An 18,966-nucleotide genomic window follows, 5' to 3' on the forward strand; every position below is an offset into this window, starting at 1 on the left:
CATGTTGAAAAAAAATCTGATTTTTATTGCGTTGACCCTATTACTCGCGGCTGTACCCGTCATAGTTTTAAAAAATGCCGAGTTCTCGGGGGCTGATGGCATGGCTGAAGAGGCGGTTATGGCCATTGATCCGGAATATGTGCCTTGGTTCGAGCCTCTGATTGAACTTCCCAGCGGCGAAGTGGAGTCTTTGGTGTTCAGCCTGCAGGCCGCTATTGGAGCAGGTGCATTAGGGTTTATCCTGGGCAGGATGACTGCCGGCAAGAAAGAGGTTGACAGTCGTGCTCAGCAGGGATGATGCAGTGCTCAGAGCCCGAATTGCAAGGGTGAATCCAAAGTCAAAGCTGCTGTTTGGCTTCTGCGCTACCGTGACCCCGCTGTTGGCGGATCATGCTGAGTTTAGTTTCATAATGATTTTTATCATAGGGACCTTAACGCTTCGCAGCACGGAACTGCGTGTCAGCGCCTACCTCAAATTGCTGGCCCTGCCTCTCGGATTTCTTGCCATGGCTGTCCTTCCGCTAATGCTGCAGGCTCATGCTGAAGGGACTTCGCTAATCATTGGCGGGTCTATGTTCGGCAGGATTATTGGCATAGACCCAGAAGCTTTTGCCGATGGTTTCGATACCACCCTACGCAGCCTCGCAGCCGTCAGCGGCATGTACTTCATTCTGCTGACAACCCCCATGTCCGACCTTTTTTGGGCGCTGAAGGAATTTAAAATGCCGACATTGCTGATCGCCCTGATGTCGTTGATGCACCGTTATATTTTCGTCTTCTTGACGGAGCTCAGAACCATGAAAACCGCCCAGACTTCACGACTGGGTTATGTCACCTTTGAACGGTCTGTTCATTCAGCGGGACAGCTGATCGCAAGCTTATTTTTGAGGGTCTATATCAAATGCGACAGGGTTCATGACGCGCTGGAGTCCCGTGGTTACAGCGGCGACTTTCAGCAGCTTGAGAAGCAGTACGAGTCGGGCGGCGCACTTGTTTGGGGTGCCGCGGCAATGGCCTTGCTGGCAGGTGCGACGGTATGGCTTGAAAGGAGTGGGCTCGTTTGAGCGTCATATTGGAAACTCGAAATCTGACTTATGCCTATGACCATCGGCAAAAAGCACTGGACGCGGTGGATCTTGAGATTGAAGAAGGCCAAACCACCGCAATTTTGGGCGGGAACGGTTCCGGAAAATCGACCTTATTCCTGAACCTCAACGGGGTGCTGAGGCCGAGTGCGGGTGATGTGCTTTACAGAGGCCAGGCGATCTCCTATGGGGGCAGCGCTATGATGGCGCACCGAAAGCGGGTCGGTATAGTGTTTCAAAATCCGGACGACCAGTTGTTTTCGACGGACGTGCGAAGCGATATTGCATTTGGGCTGTTGAATTTAGGTTTATCTCAGGCGGAAGCGACCCAGCGGGTGGAAGCTGTCATGGCGCAGGTGGGTGTTTTGGAATATGCTGACGCGCCAACCCATGCCCTCAGCTTTGGACAAAAAAAGCGGGTGGCGATCGCGGGGGTACTGGCCATGGAGCCGGAGGTCATCATTTTGGATGAGCCGACGGCGGGGCTGGATCCAAAAGGGGTCAGCGATATCTTGTCGCTGCTTTTACACCTCAGGAAGCAACAGCGCGTGACTGTCATCTTGTCCACCCACGAGATCGATCTGGTGCCCCTGTACTGTGACAAGGTCTTCGTGATGGATCAAGGCAAGGTCGTGATGCGGGGGACGAGCAGCGAGATTTTTAAAGCGCCGGATCAACTCAGAATGCATGATTTGAGATTGCCCAGGATTGCCCACCTCATGGAGATTTTAAGAGACAAGGATGGGCTGGAACTTGAGGTGGGCGCGGCGACCATCGGCCAAGCCCGTAAAAGCTTTTTGAAGTGGGTGAGGCGCGGATGACAACTGATTTTGGTGTTGTGGTGAAGCGTGGAAAAGCCCTTCGATATGGGTATACCACAGGGACCTGTGCCACGGCGGCTGCGGCGGCTGCGGCGGAAATGCTGCTTAGCGGTAAGCGGGTGGATAAGGTGCGTGTCACATTGCCCGCCGGCGAGGAGATTGAGCTTGAGACAGTGCATCCTGAGGTGATGCCGGACTTTGCCCGCTGCGGGATTTGCAAAGACGCAGGGGATGATCCGGATGTCACCCATGGCATGGAGATTGTGGCGGAGGTTCGGTTTAAGTCTGGGGGAGCTGCGGGTACTGCGGACGTCGCTATTACAGGCGGTCCAGGCGTAGGTGTAGTGACGGCCAGAGGTCTGCCTTGCGCGGTGGGGGAGCCGGCGATCAATCCTGTGCCAAAGAAAATGATTTTGCAGCATGTGGAGGCGGTGGCGGCCCGGCATGGTATTGAGGGTGACCGCGGTTTGATAGTTGAGATTTCGGCTCTGAATGGCGAGGAGATAGCGAAGAAGACCTTTAATGGCCGTTTGGGCATTCAAGGCGGTATTTCCATCCTGGGGACTACGGGCATTGTGGAGCCTATGAGCGAGCAGGCGCTGATCGATACAATAAAGGTGCTGATAGATAAGGCGTCCCAACAGCATCCCGAGGTTGCTTTGATTTCGCCGGGCAATTACGGCAGGGACTACTGCAGTGAGGTTTTGAAGATCGATCTGGAAACCGGCGTGAAGTGCTCAAATTACATAGGCGAAACGCTGGATTACCTGGTTTATAAAGGTTTTAAAGAGATTTTGCTGGTGGGTCACGTGGGCAAGCTCGTGAAGCTGGCAGCGGGGATTATGCAAACCCATTCGTCTATGGCGGACGGCCGGATGGAGATCCTGGGCGTGCACAGCGCCATGGCGGGGGCGCCGCCGTCGCTGGTCCGTCAGATCATGGCTTGCGGTACAACGGATGAGGCTATTGAAGTCCTTGACGCGGCAAAACTGACTCAGGCGGTCTTCGACTCAGTCATGGAGCGGATCTGTTTTCAATTGAATTACCGGACTCGCGGTGCTATGAAGGTGGAGGTCATCCTGTTTTCTGCTCAGGACGCAGTGATTGGAGAGACGGACGGCGCTCAGGCGCTGGCGGGAAGACTTCGAAAAGACTTCGGAAAGACTTCGGAAAGACTTAAAGAAATGGGGCATATGGAATGACTGAAAAAAAAGGCAGGTTTTACAGCATTGGCACCGGCCCGGGAGATCCGGGACTTCTGACGCTGAAAGCCGTTGAAACCCTTAAGACCTGCAAGGTGATAGCGGTGCCGGACAGCGGCGCGTCGGAAAATGTGGTGCTTGGCATAGTGAAAGCGCATTTGGAAGATCAGCGGATTGTCTGCTGTGACATGCCAATGACGCGGGACAAAGATCTTTTGGAAGCCAGCCATCAACGAGCGGCGACGATACTGGCAGCCTATCTTGAGGCGGGTGAAAATGTGGGCTTCCTGACGCTGGGTGATCCCACCATCTATTCCACTGCGCTTTATGTGCATCAGCGGATTTCGGGCATGGGCTATGACACAGAGGTGATACCGGGGGTACCTTCTTTCTGCGCGGCGGCAGCAAAGTTAAACGTTCCGCTGTGTGAGGGCAGTGAGATGCTGCATGTGGTGCCGGCGTCCTATTCTGATCTGGAGGGTGGGCTTGGTCTTAAAGGCAGTATTGTGCTGATGAAGTCAGGAAAAAGCGCTGCCAAAGTCAAAGCGCTGCTTGAGGGCAGACAGGCCATGGCGGTGGAGCGGTGCGGTTTGCCGGGTGAAAAAGTACACAAGGCGCTCAGCACCTGGACTGAGGATGCCAGCTACTTCAGCGTGCTGTTGGTGAAAGGGGAAAACTCATGATTTATTTTGTTGGCGCAGGTCCCGGCGCGCCGGATCTGATCACGGTCAGGGGAAAAAATGCGATTGAAGCCGCGGACATTATCATCCATGCCGGCTCTCTGGTCAATCCGGCGCTGCTGGAGGGTGCCAAAGGGTCTTGTCAGTGTTATAACAGCGCGGGCATGACGCTGGAAGAGGTCATTTCGGTAATGGCGGATCCTTTGAACTTGGGGAAAAACATTGTCAGGCTCCATACCGGAGATCCGTGTCTCTACGGCGCCATTCGCGAGCAGATGGACTTACTGGACCAGCACGGTCTCGACTACGAGGTCATTCCGGGGGTCAGCTCCTTTATAGGCGCAGCGGCGGCTCTCAAGGCGGAATACACCTTGCCGGAGGTCAGTCAGACTGTGATTTTGACGAGGATGGAAGGGCGAACCCCGGTGCCGGAAAAAGAAGACATTGCAAAGTTGGCCGCTCACGGCGCGACTATGGTCATATTTCTCACCACCACCATGCTTGGGGAGCTGTCCAGGCGCCTGATCCAGGGCGGCTACGCGCCGGACTCGCCAGCAGCCATAGTCTATAAAGCCACCTGGCCGGATGAGCGCGTGGTCCGTACTACTGTCGCCGAGCTGGAGCAAGCCGCGGATGCCAATGGTATCCGGAAGATGGCGCTCATCACTGTTGGCGGCTTTCTGGGACAGGATTATGAGCGCTCAAAACTCTATGATCCTGGTTTTACCCATGAATTCAGGGAGGCAGTACGGTGAGACTGGGTCTTGTGAGCTTTACAGCTCGGGGGCGGGCTTTAGGTGAGCATCTGCTTGATGGACTCTCTCAGTCCAACAAAGCAGAACTAGTCCTCTGGGATAAGTCTCAGATCTCGCTGAAGGCTTTCATCGCCGATCATTTCCGGTCCTTGGACGGGTTCGTTTTCATAGGCGCTATAGGGATAGCCGTTAGGCTCACTGCGCCCTATCTTGAATCCAAGGCGCAGGATCCCGCCGTAGTCGTATTGGATGAAGGAGGACGCTATGTCATTCCCATTCTATCCGGCCATCTGGGCGGTGCGAACAATCTGGCGCGAGACATTGGGCGCCTGATTGGAGCCGAGCCGGTGATCACAACCTCAACGGACGTTCATGGAATTTTTGCCGTCGACCCCTGGAGCCAGAGGCAGGGTTGTGAGATTTTGGAAATAGACAGGATCAAGCACATTTCCGGCGCGCTCCTGGACGGTGAGCCGGTGGGCCTGGTCTCTGACTTTGAAATCTGCGGAGAGCTGCCTGCGGGTCTGACCCCGGCTGACAATACCTATTTCAGCGGTTCGGTAGGAATTTGTGTGTCTTTGGATGAGAAGAAGCAGCCTTTTGAGAGAACCCTGCATATTGTGCCCAAGTGTGTCATCTTGGGTGTTGGCTGCAGGCGAGGAACGGTGTTTGAAGACCTGGAGCGCTTTATCATTGAGACGTTGGCTGAGAATGACATTTCACTTAAGGCTGTGGCGGCTATAAATTCCATTGATTTAAAGAATAATGAACCTTGCTTGCTTCGGTTCAGCGAGACCTATGGCATTCCCTTCAAGACCTTCAGTGCCGGGGAGCTAATGGCTGTACAGGGAACCTTTGAACGATCCGCGTTTGTCGAAAGCATCACTGGCGCAGACAACGTCTGCGAACGCAGCGCCATGGCTGCAGCGCAAGGAGATCAGTGGAGGTCTGGCACCGAGTTTCGTTTGGTGTCAGACACCGAGTTTCGCCGATTGATCATCACAAAGCGTCAGAAGTCGGGCATGACTCTGGCGGCAGCCATCGAAGACTGGAGGTGCGAATTTTGAACATCATAATGGCGGGGATGGATCACTCTATGGCAGGGATTGATTTTCGTGAGCGGTTTTCTTTTACTAAGCCTAAACAGGAAGCCATTTGTGATGCCCTGAAGGCGATGGAAGGCGTGCGTGGCGCCGTCCTTCTCTCGACCTGCAATCGAACAGAGATTTACCTCTCACTGGATCTACACAAAGAGTGTGATCCGTTCCTAAAGTTGTGCAGGGCTGCCAGCTTCGACGTGATTCCGCCAAGGCAGCACTACAGAATCCGAAAGGGCCGGGAGGTATTCTGGCATCTGTGTCGGCTGGCTTGTGGCCTCGAATCTCAAATTCTGGGAGAAGACCAAATCATCACTCAGGTCAAAGAGGCAGCGGCACTTGCCAGAGGCTGCGGAGCCGTGGACAGCTATCTTGAGGTGGTCTTCAGAACTGCCATAACGGCGGCGAAGAGGATCAAGACCGCAGTCAAATTTTCAAAAGCAGAGAACTCGGTAGCACTGAAGACGCTGGCAATTCTTAGGCAGGAGCTGGCAATCGAAAGACCTGGACGTGTCCTCGTCATAGGGAACGGCGAGGTGGGCAAACTGGTTGCGGACACGCTGGCCCAAAACGGCTTTGAAGTCGCTATGACCCTGCGGCAGTATAAATACAGGGATAATGAAATTCCGGAAGGGGTGACAGCGTTTGATTATGGGGAGCGGTACCATAAGCTAAGTGCCTTTGACGCGGTAGTCAGCGCGACCGCAAGTCCCCATCACACCCTTGCCTTTGAGGCGTTGAAAGACATAGCGTCGCTGCCTGGAATCATGATTGATCTGGCAGTGCCCAGGGACATTGACCTGGAGATTGGCCGACAACGGCAGGTGAAGCTCTATGACATAGACACCATTGCAAAAGGGGCTATTGAGCAATCAAATCAGCTGCAGTTTCAGCAGACGGAAGACATTATACATAAATACCATGGTGACTTGATGAAGTGGCATCACTATAAGGAGCGCATATCCGGATGAAGAAAATCTATGTGGTGGGTCTTGGCCCCGGAGATGAAAAATATATGACCCAGGCAGCCCATGCAGCGCTGATGGAAAGCGAGATCATTGTGGGCTACGATCTTTACGTCGAGCTGATCAAGGCACTGATTGAGGGAAAAACCGTCCTTTCAACCCCAATGAAGCAGGAAGTGGCACGTTGCCGCATGGCGCTGGAGCACGCCCTTGAGGGCAGAACTGTGGCTATGGTATGCAGCGGTGACGCTGGGGTTTACGGCATGGCAGGTATAGTCATGGAGGTCGCCAGGGAACATCCGGAGGTCGACATTGAAGTTGTCAGCGGCATCACGGCCGCCGTTTCCAGTGCCGCAGTCCTTGGAGCACCTTTGATTCACGACTTTGCCATCATCAGCCTGAGCGATCTTTTAACACCCTGGGAGAAGATTGAAAAGCGGCTGAGACTGGCCGCGGAGGCAGACTTTGTCATCTGTCTCTACAATCCGTCCAGCATGAAGCGCAAGGATTACCTTAGGAAAGCCTGTGACATCATCTTGGAACATCAGTCGCCTAAGACGGAATGCGGTTATGTCAGAAATATTGGCCGGGAAGGCGAATCGGCGGTGCTCTGCAGGCTGGAAGATTTGCGTGAAGCAAGCGTTGACATGTTTACGACCGTGATCATAGGCAACAGTCAAACAAAACAGTTAAATGGGCGGCTGGTGACGCCGCGAGGGTACAGAGGGCTGGACGCATGACTCAGCGCAGGATCTTGATTTTGGGGGGCACCACCGAGGGCAGACTATTGTTTGAGCAGCTTCAGGACCTTGGTATTCAGGCGGATCTCCATGTGGCAACAGCTTACGGCAAAGAACTTGTTGCAGGAGGGGCGCAGGGTTTTGTTGAATCAGGCCGCCTCGATGCGGAGGGAATGGTCAGCCTTTTTCAGCAGCGCATGCCGGAGATGGTAGTCGACGCTACTCATCCATATGCGGTGGAAGTCACCAAAAATCTGAAGTCAGCCTGCGAGACCGCGGGCATTCCTTATCTGCGTCTGAGCAGGGCGGCGACCGAGGCTGAAGGCGTGATTCTTTGCGAGACAATTGAAGAGGCTGTCGCATGGCTGGATCGGCGTTCGGGGGTGGTTCTTTCGACCATCGGCAGCAAAGGTCTTCATCACTTGACGGGCATCCGGGATTACGAAAACCGGGTGTATGCCAGGATCCTGCCGCTGGCGGAGGCTGTGGAAGGCGCAGTGGCGCTGGGGTTTAAAGGGAGCCATCTGATCTGCATGCAGGGGCCCTTTACGGTAGAAATGAACCTGGCAATGCTCAGGCAATATAAATGTGATTATTTATTGACTAAAGATTCCGGCGCCAGCGGCGGATTTGAAGAGAAGCTTGCAGCGGCGAAGGCGTCTGGGGCTCAATTGGTGCTCGTGGGCCGTCCGAGTGATTCCGGTGGGCTGTCCTTTGAGCAGGTGCTCAGGGTGATTACAAACCGGGAAGAGGCGCGGGCGCCTGAGGGCAATCTGACTTATTTTCCGATGTATGTAAACCTTCGCGGAAAGCGCGTTTTGGTTGTCGGTGGCGGGAAAATTGCCGCGCGCAGGATTGAGACGCTTCTGAAATTCGATTGCGACATCACGGTGGTGTCACCAGAGGCAGATGCCGCTGTTCTGGCACATTGCAGCGGCAAGAGACTGACGCTTCGCGTTCGGCGGTACAGCGAGGGAGATCTGGAGAGTGCGGACATGGTCCTCGCCGTCACGAATGACAGGGAGGTCAACCGACGTGTTGGAATTGAGGCAAAGGCCCTGGGGATCCCTGTGAGTGTCGCGGATGCCCGTGAGGAATGTGCGTTTTATTTTCCAGCAATAGTTGAGTATGATGGCATTGTCATAGGACTTAGCAGCCAAGGCCATTCGCATCACGGCGTATCGGCATTAGCGAAGAAATTGAGGTGGATCTTGAATCATGAAAATTAAAGTGGGCAGCAGAGAAAGCCGGCTGGCGGTAATCCAGTCGGAAATTGTCATGGCGGGCATCCGCAGCTGGGTGCCGGGCGCAGAGCTGGAGCTCGTGACCATGAAGACTACAGGCGATATTATTCAGGACCGGACCCTTGACAAGATTGGAGGCAAAGGGCTCTTCGTCAAAGAGCTCGACCTTGCATTGGCTGCGGGTGAGGTAGATCTCACAGTTCACAGTTTTAAGGATATGCCTATGGACATTGACCCGTCTCTGCCGATAGTCGCGGTTTCAAGGCGCGAGGATCCCAGAGACGTTCTGATTCTGCCTAAAGGTGTGTCTTCGCTGGATTTGTCAAAACCAATAGGCTGTTCCAGCACCAGGAGAAGCCTGCAGATTCGCAGTCTTTATCCAGGGTGCCGAGTTGAGCCCATTCGCGGCAACGTGCTGACTCGGCTTGAAAAGCTTGATAGCGGTGCGTATTCAGCGATCGTGCTGGCCAATGCAGGTCTTAAAAGACTGGGCCTTGAGGAACGGGTCAGCCGTATTTTTGAAACTTGGGAAATGCTGCCCTCAGCTTGCCAGGGCGTTCTTGCCGTTCAAGCGCGAAAGGGAGAGGATATTTCTTTTCTGAAGGGATTCCATGACAAAGAAGCCTGGGATATTTCTCTCGCGGAGCGCAGTTTTGTCAGGACTCTGGATGGAGGCTGCAGTTCACCGGTGGCCGCGTACGGGGAAATGAAGGGCGGCGGAGAACTGGTGCTCACGGGACTCTATGTGGATGAGGCTACAGGACGTTATTGGATTATGTCACTTAGGGATCACAGGTCCAGGGCGGAGCAGCTAGGCGTGCGGCTGGCAGAGGCCATCCGAAGAAAGGGGAATTCAGAGTGTTTGAAGATAAACCAAAACCGGGGAAAGTCATATTGGTCGGAGCAGGTCCGGGCGATGCTGGACTAATGACCATCAAAGGCTTGCAGGCGCTCAGGCAGGCGGAGGTTGTCGTCTATGACCGTTTGGTTGGCGGAGGAATTTTGGAACAGATCCCTGAGCAAGCAGAGAAAATATATGTAGGAAAAAACGTCGGTCACCATGTGGTGCCTCAGGAACGGATCAATGAGATTTTGTTGGAAAAAGCCCTTGAAGGCAAACGCGTGGTGCGGCTTAAAGGCGGAGACGGCTTTGTTTTTGGCCGCGGCGGTGAAGAGCTTGAGGGACTTGGAGTACACGGCATTCCATTTGAAGTGGTGCCGGGCATCACCTCTGCCATTGCAGCGCCAGCCTATGCGGGCATACCGGTAACACACCGGGAGATTAGCGCGTCCCTTCATATTATTACTGGCCATTTGAAGGATGGCGCTGAGCTGAAGCTGGATTATGACGCTTTGGTTCGGCTGGGAGGGACCCTGATTTTCATGATGTCGGTTTCGGGTCTGCCTGAAATAGCGGCAGGTTTGATCCAGGCAGGTATGTCTCAGGAGATGCCTTGTGCCGTAGTTGAGAACGGCACGCTGAGCAGTCAGCGCAAGCTGGTGGGGACCTTGTCCATGATAGATTTGGCGGTGAAAGAGAACAAGGTTAAATCTCCGGCGGTGTTCGTGGTGGGCCATGTCTGTCAGCTCTCAGAGCGCTTTGACTGGTTTTCGGCTCTGCCGCTTCTTGGAAAACGTATTCTGGTCACCCGGCCGAAAGCAAACGCTTCAAAACTGAGCGAGCGGTTAAGGGCGCTTGGGGCAGAAGTTGTGTTGGCACCCTCGATCAGAACACGGGCGGTGTCCTTCGAAATGCCTGACCTCAGCCCGTATACGGTTTTGATTTTCACCAGTGCGGCGGGAGTATCCAGCTTTTTTGAGGCCATGGACCGAGTGGGGCTGGATGCAAGAGCCCTATACGGCAAACGTATTGCAGCTGTAGGGAACGAAACGGCTGCGGCGCTTAAAGCCTGTGGTTTGAAGTCGGATTTTGTACCAAGTGTCTTTTGCGGAGAAACGTTGGCGGAGGAAATGCTGGCGTCGAGCTGGATTGGTACGGCTGACCGCGTTCTGATCGCAGGGGCGGCAGTGATGTCTCAGGCTTTGCCTGATCTTCTCAAAGCGGCTGAAATTGAGTTGACGAGTCTTGTTGTCTATGAGACCGAAGCGTTGCCTTGTCAGGCTATGGAACTTGAGGCTTTTGACTGGGTGACCTTTACCAGCGCCAGCTGTGTGGAGGGCTTTGTACGTTGCGTAACCGATGCTCGAGAGCGGCTCAAAGGTGTCAAAGCCCTTTGTATAGGCGCGCAGACGGCAGCTGAAGCGTCGAAATACCCCATGGACATTGTCGTTGCCAAAGAGGCAACCATTGATGCCATGGCAGAACGAATTTGCGAGGAGACGGTGAAAGAAAATGAACATCAGACCAAGGAGGCTTAGAGCCAACGAGAACCTCAGAACGTTGGTAAGAGAGACCAGGGTCAGCTCAAGTGCGCTGATCCAGCCGCTGTTTATTAAGGAAGGCGTCAATATCAAGGACGAGATCAAGTCCATGGAAAATAATTTTCACTATAGTCCCGATCGCTTGGCCGAGGGGATTGAAGCTGGACTGGAGGCGGGTGTCAGCAAGTATTTGCTCTTTGGACTGCCCCTTCGCAAGGATGACACCGGCAGCGAAGCCTGGAACGACCGGGGTGTGATCCAGCAGGGACTCAGAGCGGTCCGGCAGCGTTTCGGCGACTCGGTTTACTTAATCACGGATGTCTGCCTCTGTGAATATACAAGTCATGGGCATTGTGGCCTTCTAAGCGGCACGTATGTCGACAATGACTCGACGGTGGAACGCCTGGCGGAGGTGGCTCTGTCTCACGCTTTGGCCGGTGCGGACATGGTAGCGCCTTCGGATATGATGGATGGCAGAGTAAAGGCGATTCGAAGCAAGCTGGACGCTCATGGGCAAATTCACACACCAATCATGTCCTATTCTGTGAAGTACGCGTCATCCTTTTACGGGCCGTTCAGGGAAGCGGCGGGCTCTGCACCGGGCTTTGGAGACCGGAAGACCTATCAGATGGACTGGCACAACGCTTCGGAGGCGCTCAAGGTGGCGGCAATGGATGTCAGGGACGGCGCGGATCTCCTTATTGTGAAGCCGGCGCTATCCTATTTGGATGTGATCCAGGCGGTTTCCTCTGAGGTCAATGTCCCTGTCGCGGCTTACAACGTCAGCGGAGAATATGCCATGATCAAAGCAGCCGCCAAGCTTGGACTTATAGACGAATATGGGGCCATGTGCGAAAGCGCAGTCTCTATGTTTAGAGCAGGCGCTGATATTCTGATTACTTATTTTGCGAAAGAGCTGGCTTCAGCGATCCGAAAAGGGGACATAGGCTAATGAATATGACTTCAGAAAGCTTGTTTGAAAGAGCATCCAAGGTCATGCCGGGAGGCGTCAACAGTCCTGTACGTGCTTTTGGCGCGGTGGGTGGATCGCCGAGATTTATCCAAACGGCAGAGGGTGCGAGAATAACGGATGTTGAAGGAAAGACCTATCTTGATTATGTACAGTCCTGGGGTCCCATGATTTTGGGACATTCGCATCCTGTGATTCTCGACGCCGTATCACGTGTGATGGGACGAGGCCTCAGTTTTGGCGCTGCTACAGAACTTGAAGTGGAAATGGCGGAGCTTATGACCTCTGTGGTTGGCCCTCTTGAAATGGTCCGCATGGTCAACAGCGGCACTGAGGCGGTTATGAGTGCGCTCAGAGTGGCCAGGGGCTTCACGGGAAGAGAGAAGATCATTAAATTCGCGGGCTGCTATCACGGCCATACAGACAGTATGCTGGTCAAGGCCGGATCCGGAGCTCTGACATTGGGGACGCCGGACAGCGGCGGGGTGACTCGTGGAACCGCTCAGGACACGCTGATTGCCGGGTACAATGACTTGAATTCTGTGGAAGCGCTCTTTAAAAGCAATCCTGAGGAGGTCGCCGCGGTGATTGTCGAGCCCGTGGCAGCCAATATGGGCGTGGTCCTTCCGGAGGCGGGCTTCCTGGAGGGGCTCAGAGCATTGTGCGACCGCTATGGCTGTCTTCTCATCTTCGATGAAGTCATTACCGGCTTTAGGCTGGGGCTGGGCGGTGCCATGGCTAATTATGGCGTCGAGGCAGATCTGGTGACCTATGGGAAGATCATAGGCGGCGGATTGCCGGTTGGAGCTTATGGCGGCCGGCGTGACATTATGAATAGAGTCGCACCGTCGGGCAATGTTTATCAGGCTGGGACACTTTCGGGCAATCCGGTGGCTATGGCGGCGGGCATCGCGACATTGAAGCAGCTTCGCGACAATCCTGGGATATATGAGCATATAAATACTTTGGGGAAACGTCTTGCGGCGGGCCTGCGCACTCAAAGTCCGTACACGGTCAACCATGTAGGTTCACTGGTCTCTCAATTCTTTACCCAGGCGCCGGTTCGGGACTATGATTCAGCTAAGTCCAGTGACACCGGAAAATACGCGGCACGCTTCAGATATTTGATTCAAAATGGCATCTATACTGCGCCGGCCCAGTTTGAAGCGCTCTTTATCAGCTATGCCCATACGGAAGCGGACATTGATGCAACGCTGGATGTGATGAAGCGTTTTGACGTGGATAATGTTACAGAGGCGTTACCGTCCGCGTCCCCAAACTGAAACTTGTCCGCGTCCCCAAACTTTAAGGAGGAATTGTCATGAAAGGTGTATTGATTTTAGCCCATGGAAGCCGGGAAAAACAGACAGAGGAGACTTTCAACACGGTTGTGGATCTCGTGAGAGACCGCGTGGAGGAAGTTGTCGAAACGGCTTATATGGAATTCTCGGAAAAAAATATTGCTTATGGACTCAATGCATTGGTAAGCCAAGGCGTCACAGAAATAAAAGTAGTGCCCTATTTCCTTTTCAAGGGTGTCCACTTGAGAAAGGATATTCCTGAAGAAATAGCTGAATTCCTTGAGGGAAAATCAGGCATCGTTGTCACTATTGCCGAACCGCTGGGGTCAGACCCGCGTCTCGCGGAGATTCTCGCGGAACGCATAAAGGGCTGAGGCCATGATCGTTCAGATGATTGGCATTGGAGCGGGCACGGAAGCGCTTCTAACCCAGGAAGCCCTTCGGAAAATCAGGGAAGCAGACCTTGTTCTGACAAATGAGAGACTGTTCGAAGCCTTTGAGTATCTGAATCCCAACACAAAGAGCTGTACGCTTTCTGAAATCGAGGCACAGATCCGTGAGCACATGGGTATGAGCAAAGTCGCCATCCTGGCCTCGGGAGACGTAGGGTTCTACAGTCTGTCCAATACCCTCAAACCTGTCCTGGAGGACGTTCAGGTCGAATGGGTCAACGGCATCAGCAGTCTGCAGTATCTGGCCGCCCGCCTTAAACAGGACTACAGCAGCGTCAAAGTCGTCAGTGTTCATGGACGGCACCGTTCGGTGATCCCTTATGTCAGCTACCATGAAAATATATTCGTCCTGACCGGCGGTGCCCACAAAGCCCATGATGTCATTGCGGACCTGGTGCAGTCGGGGCTTGGCAGTGTGCGGGTAACTGCAGGCGAAAATTTGTCTATGGCAGCGGAAAGGCTGATCACTGCTGAAGCAAATCAACTACAAGACCTCAGGTTTGACAACCTTTCGGTTCTGTGGATCAACAATCCCAAGTACGTTTCCCGCACGAACACGCTTTCTGACGAGGACTTTGAACGGGGATCGGTGCCCATGACCAAGGGAGCTGTCCGGGAGTACAGTCTTGCGAAGCTGGATATTCAGCCCGGGGAAATCGTCTTTGACATTGGGGCGGGAACGGGATCTGTGGCTGTGGCCATGGCGAGGCGCGCCCATGAGAGTTTTATCTACGCAGTGGAAAAATCACAGGATGCCATAGAACTGATCCGCAGAAACAGGCAGAAACTGGGCGCTTTCAATATCAAGCTGATTGAAGGTACAGCACCGGAGTGTCTGGAGGACCTGCCGGCACCGGATAAGGTGTTTATCGGCGGTGCCGGGGGAAAGGTCGACGCGGTGATGGATGCTGTACTCAGTAAGAATCCCAGAGCGCGGATCGTTGTCAATGCAATAACCCTTGAGACACTTCAGGAAACACTTCAATCCTTCGAGAGGCACAATTTTCGAAGTCAGATTCAGTGCCTGGCAGTGACGGAGGTTGAAGCAGTTGGAAGGTACCATATGATGAAGGCGCAGAATCCAATTTACGTGATGATGGGTGAGTGTGTGGATGGGTGACCATCGGCAAAAAAATGAACTGGAGTGGGTGCAGTGGCAAAGGCAATTATGATACAGGGGACGGCTTCCAATGCCGGTAAGAGCTTGGTGACTGCCGGGCTGTGCCGCATTCTGGCTCAGGATGGCTATAAGGTTGCGCCGTTCAAATCACAGAATATGGCCCTGAATTCTTTCATCACAGCAAAAGGTCACGAAATGGGCAGAGCCCAGGTTATGCAGGCAGAAGCATGCGGGATTGAGCCGGACGCGCGAATGAACCCAATTTTACTCAAGCCGACCAGCGATCAGGGCTCACAGGTGGTCGTCAACGGGGAGGTCCTCGGGAATATGAGCGCCTCAGCATATTTTTCCATGAAAAGGACACTGGTGCCTGAGATCATGAATGCCTTCGAAAGTCTTGCAGCGGAATATGATGTCATAGTCATTGAAGGGGCGGGAAGCCCTGCGGAAATCAATATGAAATCCCAGGACATTGTCAATATGGGGATGGCGAAGATGGCCGGGGCGCCAGTGCTGATCGTGGGCGACATTGACCGGGGCGGTGTGTTCGCTTCCCTGGCAGGGACCATGCAGCTTCTGGAGGAAGAGGAGCGGTCCATGGTGAAGGGGACCATCATAAACAAATTCAGAGGGGACCGGACTATCCTTGAACCGGGATTGAAAATGCTTGAGGGCATTACGGGTGTGCCGGTGGCTGGCGTCATACCGTTCAAGTTTTTTGAACTGGACGATGAGGACAGCCTGACGACGCGATTTGAGACCCGCGGAAGCCAGGCGGACCAAGTGGACATTGCGGTGATCCGGCTCCCGAGAATTTCAAACTTTACGGATTTCAACCCCTTTGAGAGATTTGATCAAGTCACGCTGCGGTATGTTGGAAGTATTTCCGAGCTGGGGCAGCCGGATCTGATCCTGATTCCGGGTTCAAAGAATACCATGGCGGATCTTGTGTGGCTGCGGCGCTCCGGCTTCGAGTCAGCGATTCTGGCTCATGCGGCTTCCGGCGCGCCGGTGATGGGCATCTGCGGGGGCTATCAGATGCTGGGCCTGACCCTGTCGGATCCGTATGCCGTGGAGCACGGGGGTGAAATGGCGGGTCTGGGTCTCCTCGAAGCAGAGACCGTTTTTGAGGCTCAGAAAGTTCAAAAGCAAGTAAAAGGAAGGATTTCTGAGGTGGGAGGCATATTTTCTGGGATCTCGGGGATGGATTACGAAGGCTACGAGATTCATATGGGTGTGACGACAGGTAGCCTTCCGGTTGTCCATGATCAAAATATCTATGGCAGTTATGTCCATGGCCTGTTTGACGCTGCGCCAATAACCCATGAGATGGTCCGCGCGCTCCTTCTGAACAAAGGCATTGAGCCTGCGTTTGATGCCCTTGGCTTTGAGCGTGGGGGACTTTCGGAGATCAATGCGTTTAAAGACAGACAATACAACTTGTTGGCCGAACATTTGAGAGCGTCCCTCGACATGGATTTCATTTATAAGGTCCTGGATGAAGGTTTGGGGCAGGACTGAAAACAGGACGCATAAAAACGTGGTTAGCCGATTGTCGCGGTACGCACCGGATTGGAGTGGTGGCACATGAAGATAGAAATTGTAAAACCTGCGGAAATAGAAACCCGGAGTTTTGAAATCATTGGGGAGATTCTGGGTGAAAGAGTTCTCGATCCCGAAAATGAAGCAGTCATAAAAAGATGTATTCATACCTCCGCAGACTTTGATTATGCGGATAACCTGCATTTTTCAAGTGGGGCAACCAGGCGGCTGGCGGAAGCGATGCTACAGGGCGCGGACATTGTGACAGACACTATGATGGCACAGGCTGGAATTAACAAGAGCAAGCTTGGGCAGTATGGTGGTCAGGTCCATTGTTTTATGGCTGACGAGGACGTAGCTAGGGATGCGGCTGACCGAGGTGTCACCAGAGCGGCTGTGTGCATGGAAAAAGCTTGCGACCTAAAAAAACCGGTAATTATTGCTGTCGGCAATGCGCCAACGGCTCTGATCCGTCTGAAAGAACTTATTGAAGAAGGCAGGATTATGCCGGTGGGCATAATTGCTGCCCCTGTCGGGTTCGTCAATGTCGTTGAATCCAAGGATCAAATCATGGCACTGGAAATTCCACATATTGTGGCCAGAGGGCGAAAAGGCGGCAGCAATATAGCGGCTGCGATTTGCAATGCTTTGCTTTATCGTTGAAATCTTGCTTTTGTGTTGGAGTTTCAAAAAAAGGATTTGAAAAAGCCGTCAGAGAACTCGTTAGTTTGAGCGATCTGGCGGCTTTTGGTTTTGAAACGAATATTGTCCCGCTTTTATCTGGCAGAGGTTCAGGTGACGTCCGCAGGGTAGTGCATAGAATGGCGGTGACGACTTAGCGGGTTTCGTCGGCTAAGCAGGGACCCAGGGAACCAATGAAACCAGAGGAATTAGTGAAACAATTGGAACAATTTTAAATAATGATTCCTAAACCGCAACAGAGCCAATAGCAAAACACGGTACATTAAACCGAGTCAAATCCAGCGTGGCCTGATCTGAGGTAAACAAAAGCGTCGTGCAGGTGCCGGCAGACTTGTGGAGATCTACCAGTGCTTCGGCGCCGTGGTTAAGCGCCAGCGTGCCGCCTGCCGCCGTCGCCAAATCACAGCCTTCTGCGAAAATACCCCTTGAGCCTACAGGCCAGATTTCGATGACTTCCGGAGAATCCAGCAGCTGACTCAGTGTAGAGAAATCCGCGATCTGACTTTCGTCATCTGCCAACTCCTGACCGACTTTGGGGATCCCGGCGATAAAGACATGGCATCCTGGCCTGGACTTTCGCTGCTCAAGGGTTCTGTTTTGAAGCATCCCAATTGCCGTCATGCCCAGGGCGGTTTGCTCGGTGGGGACATTTTTTTCTGTACTGATGGTCAGCGGAAGATCCGGGTAACCCGCTTCTGCCATGGACTCGCGAATGCCTTCCAATAGGGCTTCTCCGGTAGGGTCTGGCTCGCAGCAGATGGCAGCAGTCAGGGCTGCGGGAATGGCCCCGGAGGATAGCACTTCCATCAGGACAACTCGGGTTGTCAGCCGCGCCACGACCTGTGGCGCGGCTTTAACCTTATCAAGGGGCTTTAATCCAATACCGCCGCAGGAATCACAGGCGATTGCCAAAAACATGTCCCGGCTGATTGGATGCAGATCCAAATCCCTATATTTTTTGGTCACTGACAATCGCCCCAGCCTTTTTAAGCGCGTTTGATTTTTCCAAGGCAAGATGGACCATGAAGGCCACAATGACATTGATCAGGCTGCCAACAGTCAGTGGCAGCACCATGGCAGCGAAAAAGCCCATGCCAAAGCCAGGGAGCAGCATCAGCATGGCAGGCGAGGCAACGCCGTTGAGAAGTGTGGCAATCACAACCGCGAGATAACGGCTGACTTTTCTGAACAGGAGCCCGTAAACCCAGCAAATGACGGCCATTTGAACGCCAATCAGGAGGTGGATAGGCAGCGTCAGTGGAAAACCTGCGCTGGCCGCAGTCATAAGATGGCCCAAAAGTCCAATAACTGCACCGGGAATAGGACCAAGAAGTGAGGCTGCCAGAAAGGCCGGCATGGAATCAAAGGCCACGGTGCCGGTAGGGCTTGGCAGTTTGATGACTGAGCCAATAAAGCATAGGGCAATGAATAGGGAGAGCAGGACGATTCTTTTGAGATTGTTTTGCATACGATTTACACCTCATTCAAATTTTGTTTTGCAAGGCTACAGATGGCATTTGAGGGCAGAGAAAACAAAAACAAAAAAGCCCGCGGCTATTAAACCGCGGACTTTACCATCATCCAATCCCTACTGTTCTCTATGAACACAAAGAACATACAGTATTTCAGGCAGGTCTCCTGGCTAAGGGTCATTGTGCTGCCTCGCCTTCCCAAACCGCAAAACAGCGGAGGTGGCATGCTGAGGGCACTCGCCATTTACAGTGACGGGATCGCTCAGGACTCTCACCTGATTCCCTATTCTCCCAAGTAGTTGGGCACCTGAATACGTTGATTCACTTGTCTGAAACCTTTGCTAAAAGTAGTGTAGCGAAAAGTTCACCGGGCGTCAAGTCAAATATATTTTGTTTTTTTAAAATCAAAAATTCTTTTGCCGATTGTCACAAGTTC

20 protein-coding genes and 1 riboswitch are annotated in these 18,966 nt (G+C 53.3%); of the genes, 18 read left to right on the forward strand and 2 right to left on the reverse strand.

Features of this window, described 5'->3' with window-relative positions:
- The first annotated feature begins 1 nt into the window (after position 1).
- From AC4PHM_RS15420 to AC4PHM_RS15505, 18 genes are all read left to right on the forward strand, one after another.
- Entirely contained in the window at positions 2-298 is a 297-nt protein-coding gene (locus tag AC4PHM_RS15420; protein WP_492018617.1) for an energy-coupling factor ABC transporter substrate-binding protein, read from the forward strand.
- Positions 282-1,064, forward strand: a complete 783-nt coding sequence (cbiQ, locus tag AC4PHM_RS15425; RefSeq protein WP_492018618.1) for a cobalt ECF transporter T component CbiQ — start codon at positions 282-284, stop codon at positions 1,062-1,064. Before AC4PHM_RS15420 ends, cbiQ begins: the two co-directional genes overlap by 17 nt.
- Positions 1,061-1,906: an ATP-binding cassette domain-containing protein gene (locus AC4PHM_RS15430; RefSeq protein ID WP_492018619.1), complete on the forward strand. Its 846-nt coding sequence runs from the start codon at positions 1,061-1,063 to the stop codon at positions 1,904-1,906. The genes cbiQ and AC4PHM_RS15430 overlap by 4 nt, the downstream gene beginning before the upstream one ends.
- Positions 1,903-3,108: a cobalt-precorrin-5B (C(1))-methyltransferase CbiD gene (gene cbiD, locus AC4PHM_RS15435; protein WP_492018620.1), complete on the forward strand. Its 1,206-nt coding sequence runs from the start codon at positions 1,903-1,905 to the stop codon at positions 3,106-3,108. The genes AC4PHM_RS15430 and cbiD overlap by 4 nt, the downstream gene beginning before the upstream one ends.
- Positions 3,105-3,791 carry a precorrin-2 C(20)-methyltransferase gene (gene cobI / locus AC4PHM_RS15440; RefSeq protein WP_492018621.1) on the forward strand — a complete coding sequence of 229 codons (687 nt, stop codon included), beginning with the start codon at positions 3,105-3,107 and terminating at the stop codon, positions 3,789-3,791. Before cbiD ends, cobI begins: the two co-directional genes overlap by 4 nt.
- The gene (gene cobM / locus AC4PHM_RS15445) at positions 3,788-4,543 is read left to right on the forward strand and encodes a precorrin-4 C(11)-methyltransferase (RefSeq protein WP_492018622.1); all 756 of its coding nucleotides are present in this window, start codon (positions 3,788-3,790) and stop codon (positions 4,541-4,543) included. The genes cobI and cobM overlap by 4 nt, the downstream gene beginning before the upstream one ends.
- Positions 4,540-5,610 (forward strand): cobalt-precorrin 5A hydrolase, encoded by a 1,071-nt coding sequence (locus tag AC4PHM_RS15450; RefSeq protein ID WP_492018623.1) that lies wholly within the window; start codon positions 4,540-4,542, stop codon positions 5,608-5,610. Before cobM ends, AC4PHM_RS15450 begins: the two co-directional genes overlap by 4 nt.
- Positions 5,607-6,611 (forward strand): glutamyl-tRNA reductase, encoded by a 1,005-nt coding sequence (locus AC4PHM_RS15455; protein ID WP_492018624.1) that lies wholly within the window; start codon positions 5,607-5,609, stop codon positions 6,609-6,611. The genes AC4PHM_RS15450 and AC4PHM_RS15455 overlap by 4 nt, the downstream gene beginning before the upstream one ends.
- On the forward strand, positions 6,608-7,345 hold the full coding sequence (gene cobJ, locus AC4PHM_RS15460) for a precorrin-3B C(17)-methyltransferase (protein ID WP_492018625.1): 738 nt from the start codon (positions 6,608-6,610) through the stop codon (positions 7,343-7,345). Before AC4PHM_RS15455 ends, cobJ begins: the two co-directional genes overlap by 4 nt.
- Positions 7,342-8,574 carry a precorrin-6A reductase gene (gene cobK / locus AC4PHM_RS15465; protein WP_492018626.1) on the forward strand — a complete coding sequence of 411 codons (1,233 nt, stop codon included), beginning with the start codon at positions 7,342-7,344 and terminating at the stop codon, positions 8,572-8,574. Before cobJ ends, cobK begins: the two co-directional genes overlap by 4 nt.
- The gene (gene hemC, locus AC4PHM_RS15470) at positions 8,564-9,517 is read left to right on the forward strand and encodes a hydroxymethylbilane synthase (RefSeq protein ID WP_492018627.1); all 954 of its coding nucleotides are present in this window, start codon (positions 8,564-8,566) and stop codon (positions 9,515-9,517) included. Before cobK ends, hemC begins: the two co-directional genes overlap by 11 nt.
- Positions 9,448-10,968 (forward strand): uroporphyrinogen-III C-methyltransferase, encoded by a 1,521-nt coding sequence (gene cobA, locus AC4PHM_RS15475; protein ID WP_492018628.1) that lies wholly within the window; start codon positions 9,448-9,450, stop codon positions 10,966-10,968. Before hemC ends, cobA begins: the two co-directional genes overlap by 70 nt.
- Complete coding sequence (hemB, locus tag AC4PHM_RS15480; protein WP_492018629.1) at positions 10,943-11,923, forward strand: porphobilinogen synthase; 981 nt, start codon at positions 10,943-10,945, stop codon at positions 11,921-11,923. Before cobA ends, hemB begins: the two co-directional genes overlap by 26 nt.
- Positions 11,923-13,224 carry a glutamate-1-semialdehyde 2,1-aminomutase gene (gene hemL / locus AC4PHM_RS15485; protein WP_492018630.1) on the forward strand — a complete coding sequence of 434 codons (1,302 nt, stop codon included), beginning with the start codon at positions 11,923-11,925 and terminating at the stop codon, positions 13,222-13,224. The genes hemB and hemL overlap by 1 nt, the downstream gene beginning before the upstream one ends.
- Positions 13,225-13,262: 38 nt before the next feature.
- Entirely contained in the window at positions 13,263-13,616 is a 354-nt protein-coding gene (locus tag AC4PHM_RS15490) for a sirohydrochlorin chelatase (RefSeq protein WP_492018631.1), read from the forward strand.
- A 4-nt stretch (positions 13,617-13,620) separates the two neighbouring features.
- Complete coding sequence (gene cbiE, locus AC4PHM_RS15495) at positions 13,621-14,814, forward strand: precorrin-6y C5,15-methyltransferase (decarboxylating) subunit CbiE (protein ID WP_492018632.1); 1,194 nt, start codon at positions 13,621-13,623, stop codon at positions 14,812-14,814.
- A gap of 33 nt (positions 14,815-14,847) precedes the next feature.
- The gene (locus AC4PHM_RS15500) at positions 14,848-16,335 is read left to right on the forward strand and encodes a cobyric acid synthase (RefSeq protein ID WP_492018633.1); all 1,488 of its coding nucleotides are present in this window, start codon (positions 14,848-14,850) and stop codon (positions 16,333-16,335) included.
- Between the two features lie 66 nt (positions 16,336-16,401).
- The gene (locus tag AC4PHM_RS15505) at positions 16,402-17,019 is read left to right on the forward strand and encodes a precorrin-8X methylmutase (RefSeq protein ID WP_492018634.1); all 618 of its coding nucleotides are present in this window, start codon (positions 16,402-16,404) and stop codon (positions 17,017-17,019) included.
- Positions 17,020-17,283: 264 nt separating this feature from the next.
- Here the strand turns inward: AC4PHM_RS15505 and AC4PHM_RS15510 are convergent, their stop codons facing one another.
- Together AC4PHM_RS15510 and AC4PHM_RS15515 are read right to left on the reverse strand one after the other, a co-directional pair.
- Entirely contained in the window at positions 17,284-18,024 is a 741-nt protein-coding gene (locus tag AC4PHM_RS15510) for a hypothetical protein (RefSeq protein WP_492018635.1), read from the reverse strand.
- Positions 18,008-18,526, reverse strand: a complete 519-nt coding sequence (locus tag AC4PHM_RS15515; protein ID WP_492018636.1) for an ECF transporter S component — start codon at positions 18,524-18,526, stop codon at positions 18,008-18,010. Before AC4PHM_RS15515 ends, AC4PHM_RS15510 begins: the two co-directional genes overlap by 17 nt.
- Before the next feature lie 143 nt (positions 18,527-18,669).
- A riboswitch (cobalamin riboswitch) is annotated at positions 18,670-18,856 on the reverse strand.
- Positions 18,857-18,966 lie beyond the last annotated feature (110 nt).

This window comes from Acidaminobacter sp. QWL-03, from assembly GCF_058683855.1.